Origin of the sequence: Clostridium merdae, assembly GCF_900176635.1 — a bacterium.
GTDB classification, from domain to species: domain Bacteria; phylum Bacillota; class Clostridia; order Oscillospirales; family Acutalibacteraceae; genus Faecalispora; species Faecalispora merdae.
Genome location: NZ_FXLN01000003.1, coordinates 187,028 through 210,373, shown reverse-complemented (window position 1 = coordinate 210,373; position 23,346 = coordinate 187,028). Strand labels below are relative to the sequence as shown.

The window sequence follows — 23,346 nt, the reverse complement described above, 5'->3', positions numbered from 1 at the left end:
CGTCCTTTCAGTTCGGCTTTATTGGCGGATATTTTTAAGTTAATGATAGTATACCAAAATAGGAGACATTTGTATGTTGCAAAAGCAACTGTTTTTAAATATAATGTTAGCATAAAAACTCTATAACATGGGGTTAGCATTGACACATGCAACATGCAGGCATATTATACGGTTAAAATCAGAGATGGGCGACTTGGCAGTGAATTCAGAATTCGCGCAGAGACGTTGTCCGCATATAATGAAAAAGAGCGCGAAAGTAGACGAGTTTGAGCGGAGGTACTGCTATGGGTATTCATGAGCTGCCGTTTCCTATTGTGTGGGAAAATAATGTACAAGCGGGGTACGGAGGGAATCAGGCGTGGTTTTTGCAGGCGTTCCAACGCACTGCGGGCTGTGCCAGTGTGGCGGGTGCGAATTTGGCTGCCTATTATGCGTCTCAGCATCCGGAGTGCCGCGGTCTTTACAAAGGGGATATAGAGCGGTTCTCCAAAAGTGATTACATGCAGTTGATGGAAAAAGTGTACCGCTATATGACTCCCGGGCCGATGGGCTTCCCCGTGGCACGGCAGTTTGTGCACAAGTTTTTATTATTTGCCGGTGACAACGGCACCATGCTTAAGGCACATACTTTATTTCACCACCAAAGCCGTGAGGGGCGGATGCGCTTTCTAAAAGAAGCGATTGCCAACGGGAACCCGGTAGCACTTTTACTATTAAAGCACCGTTCCCCAAAAATGAGAGAAAACAACTGGCATTGGATGACGATTACCGGGTGGGCGGAGGATGCCGACGGTGAGCATGTTATTGTATCGAATCTAGGCAGGCGTGAGGTTTACCCAGCAGAGCTGCTGTTTGAAAACCATTGGGGCAATGTGATGAGGATGGTTTACTTTTCTGTATTAGAACCCTAAGTCGATTTTTAATATCTTACCGCACTACGGCGCAGCTTTTTGCCTCTCATGTCATATTCATTTTCTCTTTTGATTCAGGGAGTTATTGTTTTGTTCGTAAAGGAAGTTTTGCGCTTAGGCGCAGTTTTTTGCCTCTCATGTCATATTCATTTTCTCTTTTGATTCGGGGAGTTATTGTTTTGTTCGTAAAGGAAGTTTTGCGCTTAGGCGCAGGGCTTTGCCCCTCGTGCCGGGGCGGGCACCTACTTTCACGAAAGGGTGAAAGTAGGCAAAGGCTTTCCAAAGGGAGAGTATCGATTCTCTCCCTTTGGATTCCCTCTCAACGACCAAAGGCTCTGCCTTTGGAATCCGAGTGAGCTCCCGCTCTGCATCTGTTTTCCGCACAGGAAACAAGCCTGTGCGTTGCAGATTGTGAGTATGGTTTTGCGCTGTTGCTTGTAAATGTGAAGAACCATGTTGTGATACATGTTTTCTGCGAGGGAACGAGAGCGCTCTAAAAATGACCGCCGACGGATGGAATCCGATGCTTGTTTTTTTATCATGGCTAGGAGAGTGGGAATTTTTAATGGAGCGCCTTACCAGTAGCTATTGTTTTACACCTTGGGGTCGTTTCCCAAACGGAATCCAAAGGCAGAGCCTTTGGTGAGTCTTTCCGCCTTTTCTCCTCATCGAGAAAAGGCGAGCCTGCCCCGGCTTGAGGGGCGAATGAAAAGAAAGAAGAATTTCTCTGCGGTACTAGCCGCTTTAAAATCTTCATTATTAAGATCAAACTGCTGCTTATATAATGAAAAAGGACCTCCCATCACCGCAATCGCGGGAAGAGAGGTCCTTTTCATACTTCATTATTGCTTCTCGGGTTTCTTCCATTCAGAAACCAAATCGGCTGTTTCTTCGAGAATAGAGGCGGGGTAGCCCTCTACGTTGCCGCTGTCACACGCTGCTGCCAAGGCGGGGTCAATAGGCAGCTTGGCAAGAACCTTTAGGTTATGTTCCTGTGCAATCTCATCCACATGACTTTCCCCAAACACAGCAATCTTTTTATTGCAGTCGGGACACTCCACATAAGAGTAATTCTCTATTAGACCAAGAATCGGAACGTTCATCATCTCTGCCATCTTTACTGCTTTCGAAACAATCATCGAAACCAGCTCCTGCGGAGAGGTGACCAAGATAATGCCATCCAGCGGAATCGACTGGAATGTGGTCAGCGCGACATCTCCCGTTCCCGGAGGCATATCAATAAACAGAACGTCTACATCGCCCCAAATAACGTCCTTCCAGAACTGCTTTACCACGCCGCCTACAATTGGGCCACGCCATAAAACGGGGTCGGTTGGGTTATCCAATAAAAGATTAACGGAAATCATCTTGATTCCTGTTTCACTCAAGACGGGGAGAATCCCATTCTGGTTTGCCATTGCTTTTTCGGTGATGCCGAATAGCTTTGGAATGGAGGGGCCGGTTATATCTGCGTCCAATACGCCGCTTACCAAACCCATACGGTTTGCTAGCACAGCAAGCATGGCTGTAATGGAGGATTTACCAACACCGCCCTTACCGCTCACAACACCGATTACTTTTTTAATACGGCTTTGGCTGTGGGGTGCTTCTAAAAGACTTGCCGGTTCGGTACGGCTGGCACAGTCTGAACTGCAGCTACTACAGGAATGGTTGCAGGTTTCACTCATCGCTTTTCGCTCCTTTTGACCTAGATTATCACCAACGGGCACGCCCGTATTAGGTGTTTCCAGTTCAGTATACTCTGTTTAAGACGATTGTCAATAAAAGCACTGATTGGGATTTGGACATAAAAATATCCCTTTCGCTATGCGAAAAGGATCGAAAATCTCTCTTTTATTCAATAAAATACTAGAATATGTTTATTTGGTTAGAATTATTCCAATTATCTTTCAGGATATACTTGACAAATGCACTATATTGTAATAAAATAATATACTGCATCATCATGGAAACGTATACTTTTTCCCTTAACTTTAGGTCTATTCTAACACGCTTTTTGGAAAAAGGCAAGAGCATCTTTTAAAATTTTACCGAAGCGGTGGTGTCGCCGGCAGGAAAGTTTGTTTATCCGACAAAGATGGTGAAATATATGAATGGAGTGATTGAGCCAATGGTGAATGTCAAACCGGTACAACTAGGCAAGAATACTCGTATGAGCTTCTCCCGGATTGATGAAGTCTTGGACATGCCGAACTTGATCGAGGTACAGAAGAATTCCTACCAGTGGTTTTTAAAAGAGGGCCTCAAAGAGGTTTTTCGCGATGTTTCCGGTATTACGGATTACACCGGGAACCTGGTTCTCGATTTTGTAAACTACAAACTGGATGACAAGCCTAATTACAGTGTAGAGGAATGTAAGGAACGTGATACTACCTACGCTGCGGCTCTTCGGGTAACGGCCCGCCTGCTGAATAAGGAAACCGGAGAAATTAAAGAATCCGAGGTTTTCATGGGCGATTTCCCGCTTATGACAGACAGTGGAACCTTTGTGATTAACGGTGCGGAGCGCGTTATTGTATCGCAGTTAGTTCGTTCTCCCGGCGTTTATTATAAAATGGATTACGATAAGACTGGTAAAGAGCTGTTCAGTGCTACTGTAATCCCAAACCGCGGTGCTTGGTTGGAATACGAAAACGATGCGAACGACGTGTTCTATGTTCGTATTGATAAGAACCGCAAAATCCCGATCACGGTGTTTATCCGTGCGCTCGGCCTTTCTACGGATGAGGAAATCCGCGAGTACTTTGGCGAGGATGACCGCATTCTGGCAACCATTGAGAAAGACCCCTGCAAGAATACCGAAGAGGCTCTGTTTGAGGTTTACCGCAAGCTGCGCCCCAGTGAGCCGCCCACCATTGAGAGTGCTCAAACGCACATTAACGGGCTGTTCTTCGATGCACGACGTTACGATCTTTCTCGTGTTGGTCGCTATAAATATAATAAGAAGCTGAACCTAGCTGGCAGAATTACCGACCAGCAGCTTTCGCGCCCCATCATTAACCCGCTTACCGGCGAGCTGATGGCCGAGGCTGGTGAAGTTATTTCACTTGAAAAAGCCATGCAGATTGATAACGCTGGTGTATCTACTGCGTTTGTGCAGCAGGGCGAGCGTGAAATCAAAGTGATTTCGAACGGCATGGTAAACCTGAACGATTTTGTTCCGTTTGATGCAAAAGCAGAGTGCGGCATTAACGAGCGCGTTCGCTTTAGTGTGTTGGTTGAGATTCTGGAAAGCTGCGATGGCGAAGAAGAGTTGAAAGAAACTCTGCGTGCCCGTGCAGATGAGCTCGTACCTAAGCACATTATTATTGACGATATTTTCTCGTCGATTAACTTCTTAAACTGCCTTGCAATGGGCCTTGGCCATATTGATGATATTGATCACTTGGGCAACCGCCGTATTCGCTCTGTTGGCGAGCTGCTGCAGAACCAGTTCCGCATCGGTTTCTCCCGTTTGGAGCGCGTCATTCGTGAAAGAATGACCTTGCAGGCACAGGATTTGGAAATCCTGACTCCTCATTCACTGATTAACATCCGTCCTGTGGTAGCGGCAATTAAGGAATTCTTCGGTTCCTCTCCGCTGTCTCAGTTTATGGATCAGAATAACCCGCTTGCAGAGCTGACGCATAAGCGCCGTCTGTCATCGTTGGGACCCGGTGGTTTGTCCCGTGACCGCGCCGGATTTGAAGTTCGAGACGTTCACTACAGCCACTATGGCCGTATGTGCCCAATTGAAACGCCAGAAGGCCCGAACATCGGTCTGATTTCGTACCTTGCTACATTTGCACGCATTAACGAATATGGCTTTATTGAAGCACCGTTCCGCCGTGTGAATAAGGCAACCGGCTGCGTTACCGAAGAAGTAGAGTATATGACTGCCGACGTTGAGGATGATTACATTGTGGCGCAGGCCAACGAACCGTTGGATGAAGAAGGCCACTTTGTTCACCCCAAGATTAACGGCCGTTACCGCGATGAGTTTGTGCAGGTAGAAAGCGCCCGTGCCGACTTTATGGACGTTTCTCCCCGTATGGTTGTGTCTGTTGCAACCGCAATGATTCCTTTCCTTGAGAACGATGATGCCAACCGTGCGCTGATGGGTTCCAACATGCAGCGGCAGGCAGTTCCGCTGCTGACAACCGAGAGCCCCATTGTTGGTACCGGTATGGAATACAAGGCCGGTGTTGACTCCGGTGTTTGCCTGCTTGCAAGGCGTGCCGGTGTGGTTCGCAGTGTAAGTGCAGACGAAATTCGCATCACAGCGGATAACGGCGAGGTAGACACCTACCGCGTTACTAAGTTTATGCGTTCCAACCAGGGAACATGTATTAATCAGGTTCCGCTGGTAGACCGTGGCCAGCAGGTTGAGGCAGGCGAAGTTATCGCTGATGGCCCTGCAACCGACGGCGGTGAAATCAGCCTTGGTAAAAACGCCTTGATTGGCTTTATGACCTGGGAAGGTTATAACTACGAGGATGCTGTTCTTATCAATGAAAAGATTGTTCGCGAAGATGTGTACACTTCCATTCATATTGAAGAATATGAAATCGAAGCCCGCGACACAAAGCTTGGGCCGGAAGAGATTACCCGCGATATTCCGAACGTAAACGAAGATTTGCTCAGTGACCTCAACGAGAACGGTATTATCCGCGTGGGTGCTGAGGTTCGTGCCGGTGATATTCTAGTTGGTAAGGTAACTCCCAAGGGTGAAACCGAGCTGACTGCGGAAGAACGCCTGCTGCGAGCTATCTTCGGTGAGAAGGCTCGTGAGGTTCGCGATACCTCCCTGCGTGTACCGCATGGTGAATACGGTATTGTTGTGGATGTAAAGGTGTTCACCCGTGAAAACAGCCACGATGAGCTGAGCCCTGGTGTTAACAAAGTGGTTCGCTGCTATATTGCTCAGAAGAGAAAAATCTCGGTTGGTGATAAGATGGCAGGTCGCCACGGAAACAAGGGTGTTGTTTCTCGCATTCTGCCAGAAGAGGATATGCCCTTCCTGCCGGATGGCCGCCCGCTCGATATTGTTTTGAACCCTCTGGGCGTTCCGTCTCGTATGAACATCGGTCAGGTTTTGGAAGTTCACCTTGGCCGTGCAGCAAAAGCACTTGGCTGGAAAATCATGACCCCCGTATTCGACGGTGCGCATGAAGATGATATTCGTGCTTGCCTGAGCGAGGCCGGTATGAGAGAAGACGGTAAGGTAGAGCTGAGAGACGGCCGCACCGGCGAGCTGTTCGACAACCCCGTTACCGTTGGCTATATGTATTACCTCAAGCTCCATCACTTGGTTGATGATAAAATCCATGCTCGTTCCACAGGCCCCTACTCCTTGGTTACTCAGCAGCCGCTGGGTGGTAAAGCACAGTTTGGTGGTCAGCGCTTCGGAGAGATGGAAGTTTGGGCGCTGGAAGCTTACGGCGCTGCGTATACCTTGCAGGAAATTCTGACCGTTAAGTCCGATGACGTGGTAGGCCGTGTGAAAACGTACGAAGCCATTGTAAAGGGACAAAACATTCCGAAGCCCGGCGTGCCGGAATCCTTTAAGGTTCTGATTAAGGAACTGCAGTCTCTGGCTCTGGACGTTAAGGTGCTTGACTCTAATAACGAAGAAGTTGACCTTCAGGTGAACTACGACGACGATGTTGGATTCACACCGTCTGGCGACAATTTTGATGAGCCTACGGTTGCCACACAGGATAATTTCGATGGATATACAGTGGAAGATCCCGACCTGGACGATTCCTACGAAGAGGAAGCGGATCTGTTCTCAGAAGATGACGAGGAGGATCCCTTCGAAAGCGAAACGACTACTAGCGATGATATGGAATAAACAGGGGGTTGCAACATGGAATTTAACGTATTTGAATCAATGAAAATCGGCCTCGCTTCTCCGGATACCATCCGCGAATGGTCGCACGGCGAAGTAAAAAAGCCCGAAACGATTAATTACCGCACCCTGAAACCGGAACGTGATGGTTTATTTTGCGAAAGAATTTTCGGGCCGCAGAAGGACTGGGAGTGCCACTGCGGAAAATACAAGAGAATTCGTTACAAGGGTAAAATCTGCGAACGCTGCGGCGTTGAAGTAACAACCGCAAAGGTTCGCCGTGAGCGCATGGGCCACATTGAGCTGGCTGCACCTGTTTCTCACATTTGGTACTTTAAGGGCATTCCTTCCCGCATGGGATTGATTCTGGACATCTCTCCTCGTATGCTGGAGAAGGTTCTCTACTTTGCCCTTTATATTGTTACCGACCCAGGTAATGTGCGTGAGCTGCAAAAGAAGCAAATGCTCAACGAAAAAGAATACCGCGATATGCGTGAAAAATATGAGGACGATTTCAAGGCAAGCATGGGCGCTGAAGCAATTCAGACTCTGCTTGCGGAGATTGACCTTGAAAAAGAGTCTGAGGAGCTAAAGGTCGAGCTGGAGAATTCCTCTGGGCAGAAGCGCGTTCGCATCCTGAAAAGGCTCGAGGTTATGGAGGCGTTCCGCCTTTCCGGCAACCGCCCCGAATGGATGATTATGGACTCGGTTCCGGTTATTCCGCCCGATCTTCGCCCCATGGTACAGCTTGACGGCGGCCGCTTTGCGACTTCCGACCTCAACGACCTGTACCGCCGCGTTATCAACCGTAACAACCGTCTGAAAAGACTGTTGGAGCTTGGTGCGCCGGATATTATCGTTCGCAATGAAAAGCGTATGCTGCAGGAAGCTGTTGACGCTCTGATTGATAACGGCCGTCGCGGCCGCCCGGTCACTGGCCCGAACAACCGCCCGCTCAAATCCCTTTCGGATATGCTGAAGGGTAAGCAGGGTCGTTTCCGCCAGAACCTGCTGGGTAAGCGTGTTGACTATTCTGGTCGTTCGGTTATCGTTGTTGGTCCTGAACTCAAGATGTTCCAGTGTGGTCTGCCAAAAGAAATGGCTCTTGAGCTGTTTAAGCCCTTTGTTATGAAGCGCTTGGTTGAAACCGGTCTTGCTGGTAACATTAAAGCGGCGAGAAAAGCGGTTGAGCGTGCAAAGCCCGAGGTTTGGGATGCACTTGAAATCGTAATTAAAAATCACCCGGTTTTATTGAACCGTGCACCTACGCTTCACCGCTTGGGTATTCAGGCGTTTGAACCGGTTCTGGTTGAGGGTCGTGCATTAAAGCTTCACCCGTTGGTTTGTACCGCATATAATGCGGACTTCGACGGTGACCAGATGGCGGTTCACGTGCCGCTTTCCGCAGAGGCACAGGCCGAAGCTCGCTTCTTGATGCTGGCTGCCGGCAACCTGCTCAAGCCCTCCGATGGACGCCCGGTTGCAGTTCCAACACAGGATATGGTTCTGGGCTCCTATTATCTGACCCTAGATAAGGACGGCGAGCTGGGCGAGGGCAAAATCTTCCGCGATGTGGATGAAGCTTTGATGGCTTATGACACAGGAGTGGTTGAGCTGCATGCCAAGATTAAGGTGCGCCGTTCTCTCGAGATTAACGGTGAGCTTGTTACCGGTTTGGTTGATACCACCGTTGGCCGCATCATTTTCAACCGTCCCATCCCGCAGGATTTGGGCTTTGTAGATCGTTCCATTCCAGAAAACCGCCTGAAATTCGAAATCGACTTTTTGGCAGGTAAGAAGCAGCTTGGCAAAATTATTGACCGCTGCATCCGTGTGCATGGAACTTCGAAAACGTCTGAAGTGCTTGATAGCGTGAAATCGCAGGGTTATAAATACTCAACGAAGAGTGCCATCACCGTTGCTGTTAGCGATGCTACCATTCCTGGTGAGAAAAAGACACTCATTAAAGAGGCTGACCACCAAATCGATATGGTTACCGATGAGTACAGAAATGGTTTGCTCTCCGAATCGGAGCGCTACAATGCTGTTCTGAAGATTTGGGAGAAAACCACAAACGAGGTTACGGATGCTCTACAGCACGCGCTCGATCGCTACAACCCCATCTTTATGATGGCAGACTCCGGCGCCCGTGGTTCGATGAGCCAGATTCGTCAGCTCGCCGGTATGCGCGGACTGATTGCGAATACCTCCGGTCGTACCATTGAAATTCCTATCAAGGCAAACTACCGTGAAGGCCTAAACGTTTTGGAATACTTTATTTCTTCTCGTGGTGCTCGTAAGGGCCTCGCTGATACCGCTCTGAGAACGGCGGACTCCGGTTACCTGACCCGCCGACTGGTTGACGTTTCGCAGGAAGTCATCATTCGTGAAGACGACTGCGGTACGATGGAAGGCCTTGAGGTATTCGATATTCGCGAGGGTAAAGAATCCATTGAGCCTCTCACCGAGCGTTTGCAGGGTCGTTACCTTGTGGAAGACTTTGTGGATGAAGAGACCGGCGAATTGCTGGTTTCAAAAGATAAGCTGATGGGTGAGCCGGAGGCTGAACTGATTGTATCGAAGGGTACAACTCATATTAGGATTCGCTCGATTCTGAATTGCCATGCAAGACACGGTATTTGCAAAAAGTGCTATGGCGCAAACCTTGCAAACGGCCAGCCGGTTAACGTTGGTGAGGCTGTTGGTATTATTGCGGCTCAGTCTATTGGTGAGCCTGGTACGCAGTTGACCATGAGAACGTTCCATACCGGCGGTGTTGCCAGTGCGGAAGATATTACACAGGGTCTGCCTCGTATTGAGGAGCTCTTTGAAGGAAGAAAGCCGAAGCACCTTGCTATCATCAGTGAAATTCCCGGTGTGGTTTCGTTTGAAGAAATCAAGAAGAACCGCCACGTTGTTATCACCAACCGTGAGAACAGCGACCAAAAATCGTATCTGGTTCCCTTCGGCTCACGCATTAGCGTAAAGGAAGGACAGGAGATTAAGGCGGGTACAAGATTGACAGAAGGTTCTGTGAACCCGCACGACGTTCTTGCGATCAGCGGCCCGCAGGCCGTGCAGGATTACCTGATTCAGGAAGTTCAGCGCGTTTACCGTATGCAGGGCGTTGATATTAACGATAAGCACATTGAGGTTATTGTTCGCCAGATGATGAAGAAGGTTCGCATTGAAGAAGCAGGCGACACGAACCTGCTGCCCAGTGCACTGGTAGATAAGAGCGACCTTGAGGCAGAGAACGAGGCAGTTCAAATGCGCATAAACGCAGGCGAAACTGAGTTGCAGCTTGCAACCTTTACTCCCATGCTGCTCGGTATTACCAAAGCCTCTTTGGCTACCGATTCGTTCCTTTCCGCTGCATCCTTCCAGGAGACAACACGTGTTCTTACTGATGCCGCTATCAAAGGCAAGGTTGACCCGCTGCTCGGCCTGAAAGAAAACGTTTGTATTGGTAAGCTGATTCCCGCCGGTACCGGCATGAAATGCTACGGCGATGTTGAGGTTGAGTGCGAAAACCCGGTATTGACAAACGACGCGGTATCGTGATAAAATAACCAATTGTGATGATTTGTAAAAAGAACAGCGAAAATCCTGCTCAAAGCAACGTAAAAAGGGCAGGATTCCGCTGTGTTCTTGTGAATTTTTTACAAATGGCATTCTTATAATTCTCCGTTTTCACTTTCTTTTTTTCGGTAAGAAATCGGGGAAATCGCCATTTAATTGTAAAAATTTTACTTGCTTATATTGAGCAAAGACAAGCCATCCATAGTATCAATTCGGTTAATACGGGAAGAATATTCCTGTTTAACATATAAATCTTTAGTGAGGAGGTGTCATATGCCCACGTTTAACCAGTTGGTCCACAAGGGCAGAGAAGTCAGCGAAAGAAAGGCTAAGGCCCCTGCGCTATTAAAAGGTTGGAACTCCAAAAAGCGTATTGCTATCGATCAGGATTCCCCTCAAAAGCGCGGCGTTTGTACTTCTGTTAAGACCGCTACACCGAAGAAGCCGAACTCGGCTCTTAGAAAGATTGCCAGAGTGCGTCTTTCCAACGGAATTGAAGTTAGTGCTTACATTCCTGGTGTTGGTCACAATCTGCAGGAGCATAGTGTTGTAATGATTCGCGGCGGTCGTGTAAAGGACTTGCCTGGTGTGCGTTACCACATTATTCGCGGTACTCTGGATGCCCAGGGTGTTGCAAAGCGCATGCAGGCCCGTTCCAAATACGGTGCGAAGCGTCCGAAGCCCGGCGCTGCGAAAAAGGGCTAAAAACCGAATATGACAGAAACCTTACGGCTGCGTGCACATGCACACCTGCGGCGTTTTTATATTGATAGATTTTTGTATTAATAGATAAGAGCGTCTCTCGGCCCACGGGAGTTTGTCCTTTCGAGTACCTATGATATCATTTTTGTGAAGGAGGGAAGTAAAGTGCCAAGAAGAGGTTCTATAGCGAAACGTGATGTTTTGCCCGATCCGCTTTACAAATCCAAGCTTGTCACCAGACTGATTAATAACATTATGCTGGACGGTAAAAAGGGTGTATCCCAGAAAATCGTATACGGTGCATTTGATATTATCAGCGAGAAAACAGGAAAAGAGCCGCTCGAGGTTTTCGAGCAGGCTATGGAGAACGTAATGCCTTCTCTAGAGGTTAAGGCTCGCCGTGTTGGCGGTGCTACCTACCAGGTTCCTATGGAGGTTCGCCCTGAGAGAAGACAAACGCTGGGTCTGCGTTGGCTCACTCGTTATTCGAGATTGAGATCTGAAAAGACCATGAAAGAAAGACTTGCCGGAGAAATCCTTGATGCGATTAATGGTGCCGGTGGCGCTGCCAAAAAGCGTGACGATACGCATAAGATGGCGGAGGCCAACAGGGCGTTTGCTCATTACAGGTGGTAATTTTCCGGCGCTGACCGAAAGATTTTCCGTGTGTAATCATGAGCGGATACATTTTTCAGATTTAAGGAGGAAACTATGCCGAGGCAGGTATCGCTTCAAATGACAAGAAATATCGGCATCATGGCTCATATCGATGCTGGTAAAACGACTACCACAGAACGAATTCTGTATTATACGGGTATTAACCATAAAATTGGTGAAACCCATGACGGCTCCGCTACCATGGACTGGATGGCACAGGAGCAGGAGAGAGGTATTACTATTACCTCCGCTGCGACTACCTGCTTTTGGAAGGGGCATAGAGTCAATATTATTGATACTCCTGGCCACGTTGACTTTACTGTTGAGGTAGAGCGCTCCCTTCGCGTATTGGACGGTTCTGTTACCGTTTTCTGCGCAAAGGGAGGAGTTGAGCCTCAGTCTGAAACCGTATGGCGTCAGGCTGAGGAATACAAGGTTCCCCGTATGGCTTATGTAAATAAGATGGACATTATGGGTGCCGACTTCTACCGCGTGGTACAGATGATGAAGGACCGCCTCAAGTGCAATGCGGTTCCGATTCAGCTGCCAATTGGCAGTGAAGATACGTTCCGCGGTATCATCGACCTTGTAAACATGAAAGCTTATGTTTACTACGATGATCTGGGCAAAGATATTCGCGAGGAAGAGATTCCCGAGGATATGAAAGAGCTGGCGGACAAATACCACACCGAGATGGTAGAGCATGTGGCTGAGCAGGATGATGCTTTGTTTGAGAAGTACCTCAACGGGGAAGCTCTTACAGAGGAAGAAATCCGTGACTGCATCCGCAAGGCAACTCTGGCGAACCACATGGTTCCGGTTACCTGCGGTACGTCCTATAAAAATAAGGGCGTTCAGAAGCTGCTTGATGCGATTATTGATTATATGCCTGCTCCAACAGACATTGAGTCAATTAAGGGAGTAAATCCTGACACCAATGAGGCTGAGGTTCGCCATTCTTCGGATGAAGAGCCCTTCTCTGCTTTGGCGTTTAAGATTGCTACCGACCCCTTCGTTGGTAAGCTGTGCTTCTTCCGTGTATACTCCGGTATACTCACGGCTGGTTCTACCGTGTACAACTCTACGAAGGATAACAACGAGCGCATCGGCCGTATTTTGCAGATGCACGCAAACCATCGTCAGGATATTGATACCGTGTATGCGGGCGATATTGCAGCGGCGGTTGGCCTCAAGAATACCGTGACTGGTGACACCCTGTGTGACCAGAAGAGCCCGGTAATCCTTGAGTCTATGGAATTCCCGGAGCCTGTTATTCGTGTTGCAATTGAGCCGAAAACAAAGGCTGGCCAAGAAAAGATGGGTCTTGCTCTTGTGAAACTCGCAGAAGAAGATCCTACCTTCAAGGCTTACACCGATGAAGAGACTGGCCAAACCATCATCGCCGGCATGGGCGAGCTTCACCTCGAAATCATCGTAGACCGTTTGCTGCGTGAATTTAAGGTTGAGGCCAACTTTGGTAAGCCCCAGGTTTCTTACAAAGAGACTATTCGCAGAAACTCCGATGCTGATACGAAGTATGCAAGACAGTCTGGCGGTAAAGGCCAGTATGGTCATGCTAAGATTCGTATTGAGCCCAACCCGGGCAAGGGCTACGAGTTCGTGAATGCTGTAGTTGGCGGCGCGATCCCGAAAGAATATATTGCTCCTATCGATCAAGGTATTCAGGGCGCGATGCAAACCGGTATTTTGGCAGGCTACAACGTTGTTGACGTAAAGGTTACCCTGTATGATGGCTCCTACCATGAGGTCGACTCCTCTGAAATGGCATTTAAGATCGCCGGTTCTATGGCGTTCAAAGAGGCTATGAGAAAAGCTGACCCGGTTTTGATGGAACCCATCATGAAGGTTGTTGTTACTGTTCCGGATGAGTATATGGGCGACGTTATCGGCGACCTGAACTCCCGCCGTGGTATGATTCTGGGCATGGATGCTGTATCTGGTGCACAGCAGATCAACGCGGAAGTTCCGCTTTCTGAAATGTTCGGTTATGCGACCGACATGCGTTCCAAAACACAGGGCCGCGGCCAGTATGTTATGGAGCCCGCACACTACTCTGAGGTGCCGAAGTCTGTATCGGAAAGCATTATTTCTGACCGTAACAAAAAGAACGACTAACAAGTGCAAAGGGCTTGATTTTTCATACCCAACTTGTTAGAATAGGCGTAGCCTTGTAATGAGAATCAGGGAGCCATATGGCTTTCTTATAGCGTTGGGCTTGCCCACGCTTTATAGGTTCTTATAATGAAATGAATAATTGAAAAATAAAAGGAGGATTTCCAATGGCAAAGGCAAAGTTTGAAAGAAACAAACCGCACATAAACATTGGTACCATCGGCCACGTTGACCATGGTAAAACCACATTGACCGCTGCTATCACTAAGGTTCTTAACCTGAATGGTACTTCTGAATTCGTTGATTATGCGAATATCGATAAGGCTCCCGAAGAGAGAGCACGTGGTATCACGATTAACACCTCTCACGTTGAGTATCAGACAGCAACTCGCCACTATGCTCACGTTGACTGCCCTGGGCATGCTGACTATGTTAAAAACATGATCACCGGTGCTGCTCAGATGGACGGTGCTATCTTGGTTGTTTCCGCTGCTGACGGCCCCATGCCCCAGACCAGAGAGCACATTCTGCTTTCCCGTCAGGTTGGCGTGCCGCACATCGTTGTATTCATGAACAAGGCTGACCAGGTTGATGATCCTGAGTTGCTGGACTTGGTCGAGATGGAAATCCGCGACCTGCTCAATGAGTACGAGTTCCCGGGCGATGATACCCCGATTATTCGTGGTTCCGCTTTGAAGGCTTTGGAATGTGGTTCCACTGACATCAACGCTCCTGAGTACAAGTGCATTCTTGAGCTGATGGATGCTGTTGATAGCTTTATCCCCACTCCTGAGCGTAAGGCTGACCTGCCCTTCTTGATGCCTGTTGAAGACGTTTTCACCATTACCGGCCGTGGTACTGTTGCTACCGGTAGAGTTGAGCGTGGCCAGCTGAAGACATCTGAAGAAATTGAGATTGTTGGCTTGACCGAAGAGCGCCGCAAGGTTGTTGTTACCGGTATCGAAATGTTCAGAAAAATTCTGGATTACGCCGAGGCTGGCGATAACGTTGGCGTTTTGCTGCGTGGTATTCAGAGAACTGAAATTGAGCGTGGACAGGTTCTGTCTAAGCCCGGTTCCATTCACCCGCACACAAAGTTCAAGGGCCAGGTTTATATCCTGAGCAAAGAAGAAGGCGGCCGTCATACTCCGTTCTTCAACAACTACCGTCCCCAGTTCTACTTCAGAACAACTGACGTTACCGGCGTTATCTCTCTGCCCGAGGGCACCGAGATGTGCATGCCTGGCGATAACGTTGACATGGACGTTGAGCTGATCACCCCCATCGCTATTGAAGAGGGTCTTCGCTTCGCTATCCGTGAAGGCGGCCGTACTGTTGGCTCCGGTGTTGTTACTGGCGTTACAACTGCTTAATTACAGGTTTTAACTTGTCTGATTGCCCCCAACCTTTTTGGTTGGGGGCTTTTTGTTTATAAATCTTACTTAGTGAGTGTGTGATGCTTTACTTAAAACACTTATACAGAGCATAAATATTAAAAAATGGAATAGCTTTAACCAAATAGGTATAGACAATTCAGTAAACTTGTTTTAGACGTGCACAAATTAATTTGAAATTAATAATTATTCGTAAAAATAATGGAAAATGGTGAAAACCATGTTGACAAATAAATATCAGAGGGATATAATAAATACAACAAATTAAATAAGCTGTCTTCGGGGCGGGGTGTGATTCCCCACCGGCGGTAATGCGGCCTTGTGCCGTTAGCCCGCGAGCGAGTGCTGATTTTGGTGAGATTCCAAAGCCGACGGTATAGTCCGGATGGAAGAAGAACTGCGCGTTTTTGCGTTTGTTTTGTCCCGCAGATTTTCTGCGGGATTTTTTTTCGTTGACAGCGAAAAAAGGAGAGAAAAATAAGAAATGAACAAACCCATGACCCAGAAAAGCATTATTCAAATGACCCAGCTAGCTGTATTAGCCGCAATTTCAGTCGTGCTCATTGCTTTCGTACGAATTCCATTAATCCCTGCTGCACCCTTCTTAGAGTACGATATGGCGGATGCCCCCATATTAATTGCAGCGTTACTGTTCGGCTCTGGCCCTGCTTTCTTGGTGCTTTTTGTGGTTTCTGTTATTCAAGCAATGTTTTTTGGCAGCAATGGTTGGGTTGGCCTGGTCATGCACCTGTTGGCTTCCGGCGCTTTAGTCTATTTGGTTGGCGAGTTTTACAAAAAGAAGCAACGATTTGCTGACGCAGTAATTGGTATGGTACTTGGCACGTTGGCAATGACTGCACTCATGGTACCTATGAACTACATTTTTACTGTTCATTTTTTTGGCATGCCCAAGGCAGTGCTCGACACATTAATCTGGCCCGCAATTATTCCGTTTAATTTGCTAAAGGCAGGTCTAAACAGTGCGATTGCGGCAGTCCTTTTTAAATCGTTACAGCCATTTGTTCAAAAAAATCGTGAAATGATTCATCCGGTTTAGCAGATATTTTTTCGACATTTATTTTGTATTCTTCATATAATATGTTATAATGGGCTTACCGCACAGCGTGTCTTATTATTGGAGTACTTGCGGAAGTTATAATAATCTGTTTGGCTTTTTAATTTGCATATTTTATAAAGACTATGAAGTTTATTTTTTGTCTGAGGTATTTTTTACACGACAAACAACAGAATAATTCCTTATCAAGAGTGACGGAGGGAACAGGCCCTGTGATGTCCGGCAACCTACGCAATGAGCGAAAGGTGCCAAATCCTGCGGATAAAGCCGGCAGATGAGGTTGCTTCCCACCGTTTGGCTTCTCCAAGCGGTGGTTTTTTATTTTCTATAAATTTTCAACTTTTAATTATCTAGGAGGCTTACTATGTCAAAATATTTTTTCACATCTGAATCCGTAACAGAGGGTCATCCCGATAAAGTTTGCGACCAAATTTCTGACGCAGTCTTAGACGCCATCTTAGCACAGGATGATAAGGCTCATGTGGCCTGCGAGGTAACTGCTACCACTGGTTTGGTTCATGTTATGGGTGAAATTTCAACCGAGTGCTATGTGGATATTCCCGCAATTGCTCGTGAGGTAATTCGAGACATCGGCTATGATGACCCACAGTACGGGTTTGATGGCAATTCTTGCGGCGTTTTAACCTCGATTGATATGCAGTCCCCCGATATTGCAATGGGTGTGAATCAGTCCTTTGAGGCACGTGGTGGCGCAACGGATGAAAATGATTTGATTGGTGCTGGCGACCAGGGAATCATGTTTGGTTTTGCTTGCAATGAAACCACCAATTTGATGCCGCTGCCGATTTACCTTGCTCATGCACTGGCAAAGCGCCTGGCGGCTGTGCGTAAAGAGGGAAAGCTTGCTTACCTGCGTCCAGACGGAAAAACACAGGTGACCGTAGAGTATGTGGATGATAAGCCCACTCGCGTGGAAGCAGTTGTTGTTTCTACTCAGCACGACCCCGATGTAACACAGGAGCAAATCCATAAGGATATTCTTGAGCATGTGGTTCATCCGGTCATTAACGCCGACTTGCTGGATGAAAACACCAAATATTATATTAACCCCACTGGTCGCTTTGTGGTAGGCGGCCCGGTTGGCGATAGCGGTTTGACTGGGCGCAAAATTATCGTGGATACCTACGGTGGGTTTGGTCGCCACGGCGGCGGCGCATTCTCCGGTAAGGACCCGACGAAGGTAGACCGTTCTGCGGCATATGCGGCTCGCTATGTAGCAAAGAATATTGTTGCCGCAGGCATTGCTGAGAAATGCGAGGTTCAGCTCGCTTATGCCATTGGCGTAGCACGACCGGTTTCTATTTTGGTAGAAACCTTTGGTACCTCAAAGTATTCCAGCGCTGAATTGGAGGCTGCCATTCAAAAGGTGTTCGACCTTCGCCCGACTGCGCTAATTCAGTCCCTTGGGCTCAACCGCCCAATTTACAGAGCCTTGGCTGCTTACGGCCATATGGGGCGCGAAGATTTGGGCGTAGCATGGGAAAAGACCGATAAAACAGAGCAACTAAAGGCTGCTCTTGCTTAACTAAATACAGCAGTAGAAAAAGAGGGAAGCATTCGCTTTCCTCTTTTTATATTGTTAGAATAGGTAAGTTTACTTTTTATAAGCCTGTATTCTTCTTATAAACTTTTAATAAGATTTTAAAGCGGTTGCCGCCGCACAGAGCTTCTTCTTTCTTTTCATTCGCCCCTCAAGCCGGGGCAGGCTCGCCTTTTCTCGATGAGGAGAAAAGGCGGAAAGACTCACCAAAGGCTCCGCCTTTGGAATCCGTTTGGGAAACGACCCCAAGGTGTAAAACAATAGCTACTGGTAAGGCGCTCCATTAAAAATGCCCACACTCCTAGCCATGATAAAAAAACATGCTAACTGATTTCATCTGTCGGCGGTCATTTTTAGAGCGCTCTCGTTGGCTCGCAGAAACCTGAATCGCAACATTTCTTTTTCTAATTTGTAAGCAACAGTGCAAAACCTTACGTACAATCTGCAACGCACAGGCTTGTTCCTGTGCGGAAATAAGATGCAGAGCGGGAGCTCACTCGGATTCCAAAGGCAGAGCCTTTGGTCGTTGAGAGGGAATCCAAAGGGTGAGAATCGATACTCTCCCTTTGGAAGGCCTTTGCCTACTTTCACCCTTTTGTGAAAGTAGGTGCCCGCCCCGGCATAAGGGGCAAAGCCCTGCGCCAGCATAAACCCTTATGCATGAGCGCAAAACTACTTTTATAATTAAGAAACCACTCACTATAATAAAAAGAAACAATGAATATGGCACGAGAGCAAAGCCCTGCGCCAGTAGAAGCCTTGTATCGGAGCGTAAAATACAACAGTTCTCTCGTCCGCTTAGAGATTCTGCCATCCAGCAGAATCCATTAGCCACACTAATTCCCTCATCAATAGGGAGCTTCTTTATCCAGGTGGTCGAGCCTATTCTAACTGTCAATTTTTCTTCCTTCGCATATCATAACAATGAGGTGATATACATGGAAGATATGATCGGCAGAATTCTGGTGGCGTTTTTCGCAGTTCTAGGGCTTACTGAGCTGTGCCGTTTTGTATTGTTCTGGCTGACCCGCCCTGCCAGAGAAGAAAAAATCACCGTTCTGGTGTGTGTTTCAGGCAACGATAGCAGAGTGGAATACCGGCTACGCGGTGCGTTGGAGCGTTTGCGCTGGCTGCGCCATACAGGGCACAGAGAGCTAATTTGTGTGGATTGTGGGATGGATAAAGAAACAAGAGCGGTGTGCGAATCCTTCGCGCTGGCGAACCCCAGTGTACGCCTTTGTATGGCAGCAGATTTACCCGAAACCCTGCGCGCAGAGTTTGCAAATACATAGAAAAAGCGGTATACTGAAAACAATAGCAATCTAGCCGAGGATGGAAATATGCAGGAAAAACAATTGCTCGAACTAACCGGTACGGTAGAAGAAATCGTCTTTAGCAATGAGAATAATGGTTACAAGATTTTGGAACTAAAAGCAGGGGAGGAACTGATTACGGTAGTCGGTACCCTCCCTTGGGTTGGTTGCGGCGAAGAACTGCGGGCAATTGGCACGTGGGTGCATCACCCAAGCTTTGGCCAGCAGTTTAAAGCAGAGGCGTTTGAGCGTTCTGCTCCCAAAACAGCGGATGCTATTTTGCGTTACCTTTCTTCTGGTGCAGTCAAAGGAATTGGCCCGGCTACCGCAGCGCGCTTGGTGGAGGCTTTCGGTGAGCACACGCTGGAGGTTATGGAAAAAGAACCCGAGCGTCTTTCGAGTATTAAGGGGCTTACCAAGGCAAAGGCAGAAAAAATAGCACAGGAATTCCAGCGAATCTATGGAATTCGCGAAATAATGCTGTACCTTGGCGGCTTTGGCATTACGCCGGAAGAAGCACTGCGAGTTTGGAAGCAATATGGCCCATCCTCCAAAGAGCTGATTCGTACCGATCCATTTTTATTATGTGCGGATGGCGTGGACATCGATTTTGGCCGTGCCGACCTCATTGCCGAATCTGCCAGTGTAGAGCAGGATGATTTCTCGCGCCTGCGTGCGGGTCTGCATTATGTGCTTCGCCATAACACGAACAATGGTCACACCTGCTTGCCACAGGACAAGCTGATACCAGCGGCTTCCCGTATGCTTGGCGTAGAGCCGGAGCGCCTTGTCTCTGTGTTACAGGAGCTAAAGGAGGAGCATGTACTCATCCCTCAACTGCTTGGCGAACGGGAGTTTGTGTTCCTCCCACGTTACTATCAGGCGGAGGCGTACTGTGCGGGGCGGCTTTTAATGTGTCTGCGGTACCCGGCGCAATCTCTGCGCAATGTGGATGGTTACATTGCGGCGGTAGAAGCTCGGCTTGGCATTGCGTATGCCGATGGGCAGAAGCAGGCAGTGCGGGAAGCACTGGAAAAAGGCATGCTGATTTTAACCGGTGGCCCCGGAACCGGTAAAACCACGGCGCTCAACGCGATTATCTCCATATTGGAAGAGCAAGGGGAAAAGGTATTACTGGCGGCGCCCACCGGGCGAGCGGCGAAGCGTATGTCTGAAGTAACGGGCAAGGAGGCAAAGACCATCCACCGTATGCTTCAGGTAGAATGGAACGATCGTGATGCTCCAACGTTTGCTCGCAATGAAAAGAACCTTTTGGAATGCGATGCACTGGTGCTCGACGAGCTTTCCATGGTGGATGTGCAGTTGTTTGAAAGTGTACTGCATGCGCTCCCTCTGGGCTGCCGTCTGATATTGGTAGGAGACTGCGACCAGCTTCCCTCTGTGGGCGCGGGCAACGTGCTGAGGGATTTGATACACTGTGGTAAGTTCCCTGTGGTTCAGCTTCAAGAGGTTTTTCGTCAGTCGATGAACAGTTTAATTATTCGAAATGCGCACCGGGTGGTCGCAGGTGAAATGCCCGAGCTGTACGACCGTACCGGCGATTTTTTCTTTCTCCCGCTGCGGCAGGCAGATAAAATTGCAGAAACGGTGGTAGGTTTATACACGGAGCGCTTACCGCGAACCTATGGCTACGACCCAACGGTAGATATTCAGGTGCTCTGCCCCGGCAAACGCGGTGCTGTGGGCACAGAAGAAATGAACCGCAGCTTGCAGCAGGCGCTGAATCCACCCGCACCCCATAAAAATGAGCTTACGGTAAATGGAACAGTTTTGCGTGTGGGCGATAAAGTAATGCAGATAAGAAACGATTATAACCTTACTTGGATGCGCTCGGACGGAACCTCTGGTGAGGGTGTATATAACGGAGACGTTGGTACACTGATTGAGGTTGACAAACGCGGCGGCACGCTCACAGTACAAATGGATGACCGCTATGTGCTCTACCCACTGGAAAGTGCCGCAGAGCTCGATTTGGCTTACGCAATGACGGTTCACAAAAGCCAAGGTAATGAGTTTCAGGCCGTGGTAATCCCACTTTACACAGGACCGTCTCAGCTCAATTACCGCAACCTGCTGTATACCGCCATCACTCGTGCAAAAACCCTTTTAATTCTAGTGGGAATGGAGCATGTGATTGAAGCGATGGTGAACAATAACCGCAAAACTTTGCGGTATTCTGGGATGGGCTGGTTCTTGGCGGAGGAAAGCGTGCATGAGCTTTAATCAATTTTGGAGTAGCGTTTTAGAATTTGTTTACCCGCCACGCTGTATGTTTTGCCGTAAAATCATTTTGCCCGGCATGAAATGGTGCGAAGTTTGTGAGGGGGCGCTTGTGCCTTCCCATTGGAACGCACGCATGATTGAGCCGCAAACCGGGAAAACTCTAGTTTGCATGGCTCCGGACGATTACAACGGTGCACTGCGAAAAGCGATGATTGCATTTAAGTTTCACAATAAGCCAAAGCAAGCGGATTTTTTTGCACAGAGAATAGTCACTCAGCTAAAGCAGAGCACGTTTCTTACCCGCGCCGATGGTATTACTAGCGTACCGCTTTCCCGTGAAAGGCTGCGGCAGAGAGGGTACAATCAATCGGAGCTGATTGCACGTGAAATCGCCGCACAAACCGGGCTTACTTATTCCACACTATTGGAGAAGAATGTGGAAAACCACGAGCAGCACCGCCTTCACAAAAAAGACCGCCAAGAGAATGTGCGCGGCGTTTACCGCCTTTTGCCGGGTAATTTGGTACAAGGTAAACGCATTTTGTTGGTAGACGATATTCTAACAACGGGTGCTACGCTGGGGGAATGCGCTTTTGTTCTGTACAGTGCCGGTGCAGAGGAGGTTCTTTGTGCAGCAGCATGCCGCGTGCCCTCTGGGCAGGAATCCTTTTCCAGTTGAAAAACAAACAGGAATGTTCTATAATAATATATTAAATGTTGCCGAAAACAGGCGAGCATGCCCGCGGCAAAAATGGGATAAAGGCAGGTGACCGGCGCAGTGCTAGGAACAGACATTGCAATCGATCTTGGAACTTCAACAATTAAAATTTACTTGGATGGTAAGGGGATTATACTCTCTGAGCCGTCCGTTGTAGCATATGAGCAGGACACAGACGAAATTGTGGCAATCGGCAGTGAAGCATACGCCATGGTAGGCCGAACCTCTTCCAAAATTGCGGTGGTACACCCACTGTGCAACGGTGTTATCTCTGATTTTGCACTCGCACAGTATGTCATACAGCATTATTTAAAAAAGGTAAGTGGCAGTAAAGTGGTAATGCCGCGCGTGGTCGTTAGTGTTCCCTGCGATATTACCGAGGTAGAAAAACGCGCGGTGGTAGATGCAATCAGCGCTTCTGGTGTACGTAAAATCTGTTTGATTGAAGAGCCGGTAGCCGCAGCACTTGGCGCCGGAGTAGATATTTCGAACCCGCATGGCTGCTTTGTGATTGATATTGGCGGAGGCACGACCGACATGGGCGTTATTTCGCTAAGTGGTGTAGCAATTGCACGGTCCATCAAGCTGGCAGGAGATGCGTTTGACGAAGCCATTATTAAGCTGGTTCGCCGCAAGTATAATCTTTTAATTGGCCTGCGTATGGCGGAAGAGGCTAAAATAGCCATTGGCTGCGTATACCCCCGTAAAGAAGTGGTAACCTACCGTGTAAAGGGTCGTAACATGCTCACCGGCTTGCCGCAATGGGCAGATATTAGCTGTGATGAGGTTTTAGAGGCCCTGCTCGAGCCTGCCATGCAGATTATTCGTACTGCACAGGAGGTGCTCGAGAAAACGCCTCCCGAACTGATGGGCGACATTGATACCGACGGTATCATCCTTACCGGCGGTTCGGCACAGCTGTATGGATTTGATACGCTAATTAGCAAAAAAACGAAGATGAAGGTATTTGTACCGGAAAGCCCGGAGAACTGCGTAGCAGTGGGTGCCGGTAAAGCAATTAAATTCATTGACGATATGGAAAACAAAAATTATGGCGTGCTCAACCCGTTGAGTGCCGCTTATTAAGTAAAAAACAGGTTTCTTTCATAGAAGCCTGTTTTTTTTGTATATATAAAAAATATAATAAATAAAACAGCCATAAGAAAAAACTCTTATGGCTGTTCATTTATCTTGAAATCAGTTTC

15 protein-coding genes and 2 riboswitches are annotated in these 23,346 nt (G+C 48.2%); of the genes, 14 read left to right on the top strand and 1 reads right to left on the bottom strand.

The genetic code is table 11. The features are described 5' to 3' along the window. The first annotated feature begins 284 nt into the window (after window positions 1-284). Together CAN90_RS02825 and CAN90_RS13580 are read left to right on the top strand one after the other, a co-directional pair. On the top strand, window positions 285-911 hold the full coding sequence (locus CAN90_RS02825; RefSeq protein ID WP_085832310.1) for a hypothetical protein: 627 nt from the start codon (window positions 285-287) through the stop codon (window positions 909-911). Window positions 912-1,090: 179 nt separating this feature from the next. Next, a complete protein-coding gene (locus CAN90_RS13580; RefSeq protein WP_159450351.1) occupies window positions 1,091-1,267 on the top strand; it encodes a hypothetical protein in 177 nt (58 codons plus the stop codon). Window positions 1,268-1,753: 486 nt separating this feature from the next. Here CAN90_RS13580 and CAN90_RS02820 read toward each other — a convergent pair whose 3' ends face one another. Next, window positions 1,754-2,599: an Mrp/NBP35 family ATP-binding protein gene (locus CAN90_RS02820; RefSeq protein WP_085832309.1), complete on the bottom strand. Its 846-nt coding sequence runs from the start codon at window positions 2,597-2,599 to the stop codon at window positions 1,754-1,756. A 443-nt stretch (window positions 2,600-3,042) separates the two neighbouring features. Here CAN90_RS02820 and rpoB point away from each other — a divergent pair, with 443 nt between their 5' ends. From rpoB to mreB, 12 genes are all read left to right on the top strand, one after another. After that, a complete protein-coding gene (rpoB, locus tag CAN90_RS02815) occupies window positions 3,043-6,765 on the top strand; it encodes a DNA-directed RNA polymerase subunit beta (RefSeq protein WP_085832814.1) in 3,723 nt (1,240 codons plus the stop codon). Window positions 6,766-6,780: 15 nt separating this feature from the next. Next, complete coding sequence (gene rpoC, locus CAN90_RS02810) at window positions 6,781-10,326, top strand: DNA-directed RNA polymerase subunit beta' (protein ID WP_085832308.1); 3,546 nt, start codon at window positions 6,781-6,783, stop codon at window positions 10,324-10,326. 291 nt (window positions 10,327-10,617) lie between these two features. Beyond that, window positions 10,618-11,049, top strand: a complete 432-nt coding sequence (gene rpsL, locus CAN90_RS02805; RefSeq protein ID WP_009060375.1) for a 30S ribosomal protein S12 — start codon at window positions 10,618-10,620, stop codon at window positions 11,047-11,049. A gap of 162 nt (window positions 11,050-11,211) precedes the next feature. Further along, entirely contained in the window at window positions 11,212-11,682 is a 471-nt protein-coding gene (rpsG, locus tag CAN90_RS02800) for a 30S ribosomal protein S7 (protein WP_187138289.1), read from the top strand. 75 nt (window positions 11,683-11,757) lie between these two features. Further along, window positions 11,758-13,839, top strand: a complete 2,082-nt coding sequence (fusA, locus tag CAN90_RS02795; protein WP_085832306.1) for an elongation factor G — start codon at window positions 11,758-11,760, stop codon at window positions 13,837-13,839. A gap of 164 nt (window positions 13,840-14,003) precedes the next feature. Then, window positions 14,004-15,209, top strand: a complete 1,206-nt coding sequence (tuf, locus tag CAN90_RS02790; protein ID WP_085832305.1) for an elongation factor Tu — start codon at window positions 14,004-14,006, stop codon at window positions 15,207-15,209. Window positions 15,210-15,501: 292 nt separating this feature from the next. Then, window positions 15,502-15,631: riboswitch (FMN riboswitch) on the top strand. Between the two features lie 83 nt (window positions 15,632-15,714). Beyond that, a complete protein-coding gene (locus CAN90_RS02785; protein WP_085832304.1) occupies window positions 15,715-16,287 on the top strand; it encodes an ECF transporter S component in 573 nt (190 codons plus the stop codon). Between the two features lie 197 nt (window positions 16,288-16,484). After that, window positions 16,485-16,586: riboswitch (SAM riboswitch) on the top strand. Window positions 16,587-16,669: 83 nt separating this feature from the next. Further along, window positions 16,670-17,851 (top strand): methionine adenosyltransferase, encoded by a 1,182-nt coding sequence (gene metK, locus CAN90_RS02780; protein ID WP_085832303.1) that lies wholly within the window; start codon window positions 16,670-16,672, stop codon window positions 17,849-17,851. 953 nt (window positions 17,852-18,804) lie between these two features. Beyond that, window positions 18,805-19,158, top strand: a complete 354-nt coding sequence (locus CAN90_RS02775; RefSeq protein WP_085832302.1) for a glycosyltransferase family 2 protein — start codon at window positions 18,805-18,807, stop codon at window positions 19,156-19,158. A 48-nt stretch (window positions 19,159-19,206) separates the two neighbouring features. Further along, window positions 19,207-21,423 carry an SF1B family DNA helicase RecD2 gene (recD2, locus tag CAN90_RS02770; protein ID WP_085832301.1) on the top strand — a complete coding sequence of 739 codons (2,217 nt, stop codon included), beginning with the start codon at window positions 19,207-19,209 and terminating at the stop codon, window positions 21,421-21,423. Next, window positions 21,413-22,102, top strand: a complete 690-nt coding sequence (locus CAN90_RS02765) for a ComF family protein (RefSeq protein ID WP_085832300.1) — start codon at window positions 21,413-21,415, stop codon at window positions 22,100-22,102. Before recD2 ends, CAN90_RS02765 begins: the two co-directional genes overlap by 11 nt. Before the next feature lie 99 nt (window positions 22,103-22,201). Next, on the top strand, window positions 22,202-23,227 hold the full coding sequence (gene mreB / locus CAN90_RS02760) for a rod shape-determining protein (RefSeq protein WP_085832813.1): 1,026 nt from the start codon (window positions 22,202-22,204) through the stop codon (window positions 23,225-23,227). Window positions 23,228-23,346: the final 119 nt, after the last annotated feature.

Coding starts and splice junctions, on each gene's coding strand:
- CAN90_RS02825 (WP_085832310.1), top strand. CDS start 285: ATGGGTATTCATGAGCTGCCGTTTCCTATTGTGTGGGAAAATAATGTA.
- CAN90_RS02820 (WP_085832309.1), bottom strand. CDS start 2,599: ATGAGTGAAACCTGCAACCATTCCTGTAGTAGCTGCAGTTCAGACTGT.
- rpoB (WP_085832814.1), top strand. CDS start 3,043: ATGGTGAATGTCAAACCGGTACAACTAGGCAAGAATACTCGTATGAGC.
- rpoC (WP_085832308.1), top strand. CDS start 6,781: ATGGAATTTAACGTATTTGAATCAATGAAAATCGGCCTCGCTTCTCCG.
- rpsL (WP_009060375.1), top strand. CDS start 10,618: ATGCCCACGTTTAACCAGTTGGTCCACAAGGGCAGAGAAGTCAGCGAA.
- fusA (WP_085832306.1), top strand. CDS start 11,758: ATGCCGAGGCAGGTATCGCTTCAAATGACAAGAAATATCGGCATCATG.
- tuf (WP_085832305.1), top strand. CDS start 14,004: ATGGCAAAGGCAAAGTTTGAAAGAAACAAACCGCACATAAACATTGGT.
- CAN90_RS02785 (WP_085832304.1), top strand. CDS start 15,715: ATGAACAAACCCATGACCCAGAAAAGCATTATTCAAATGACCCAGCTA.
- metK (WP_085832303.1), top strand. CDS start 16,670: ATGTCAAAATATTTTTTCACATCTGAATCCGTAACAGAGGGTCATCCC.
- CAN90_RS02775 (WP_085832302.1), top strand. CDS start 18,805: ATGGAAGATATGATCGGCAGAATTCTGGTGGCGTTTTTCGCAGTTCTA.
- recD2 (WP_085832301.1), top strand. CDS start 19,207: ATGCAGGAAAAACAATTGCTCGAACTAACCGGTACGGTAGAAGAAATC.
- CAN90_RS02765 (WP_085832300.1), top strand. CDS start 21,413: ATGAGCTTTAATCAATTTTGGAGTAGCGTTTTAGAATTTGTTTACCCG.